Here is a 947-nt window from a genome sequence, read left to right on the forward strand (position 1 = left end):
CTAGACGAGTCATTCCGAATGCTGACGGTGCGTCCGGGAACGCAGACAGGGTGTCCAAGGTCGTTCTGTGACAAGCGACCTGGACACCCTGCTCACCGCACTGTACGTGAAGATCGACGACGAGATCGGAGATACCCGATGGCTGGGCCGCCCGCCGCGGTTGACGGACTCCGAGCTCGTCTGCCTCGCCGTCGCCCAGGCCATGCTGGGCTTCGCCTCGGAGTCCAGATGGCTGCGGTTCGTCCACTCCCGGCTGGGTGCGATGTTCCCGTACGTACCGAAGCAGCCGGGCTGGAACAAGCGACTGCGGGCTGCGTTGCCGCTGGTCAAGCGGGTGATACGGCTCCTTGCGACAGACACCGACTTCTGGTTCGACAACCACTGGATCATCGACTCGACCCCGGTGGAGTGCGGCCGCTCGCGGCCCATGGTGAAGCGGTCGGACATGGCCGGCTGGGCCGGATACGGGTACTGCGCCAGCCACTCCCGGTTCTTCTGGGGCCTGCGGCTGTACCTGGTGTGCACCCCCACCGGCATGCCGATCCTCTGGGCCCTGGCCAACCCCAAGCTGGACGAGCGCGAGGTGCTGACGGCCATGCTGGACCGCGAGCCGGACACGGTCACCGACCGGCCCGGCCTGCTGCTGATCGCAGACAAGGGTTTCGCCTCCAAGGAGTTCGAGGCCGATCTGGCCTTGCGCGGGGCCGAGCTGCTGCGGCCGTCCTTCAAGCGGGAGAAACGCCGCAAGGGCGAGTCCCTGCTGAAGTCGGTGCGGCAGTTGATCGAGTCGGTGAACGACACCCTCAAGGGCCAGCTCGACCTGGAACAGCACGGCGGCCGGACCTTCGAGGGCGTCGCCGTCCGCGTCGCTCAGCGCGTCCTCGCGCTGGCCGCGGCGATCTGGCACAACCACAAGACCGGACAGCCGGTCATGCGATCCCCGATCC

The 947-nt window shown here is 67.3% G+C and carries 1 protein-coding gene; it reads left to right on the forward strand.

Annotation, left to right across the window (positions count from 1 at the left end):
- Positions 1-67: 67 nt before the first annotated feature.
- Positions 68-947: IS982 family transposase (locus tag GUY61_RS38610; protein WP_166634936.1), on the forward strand; the 880-nt coding region annotated here is incomplete at its 3' end.

This window comes from Streptomyces sp. GC420 (assembly GCF_009916105.1).
In the GTDB taxonomy this organism is placed as follows: Bacteria; Actinomycetota; Actinomycetes; order Streptomycetales; family Streptomycetaceae; genus Streptomyces.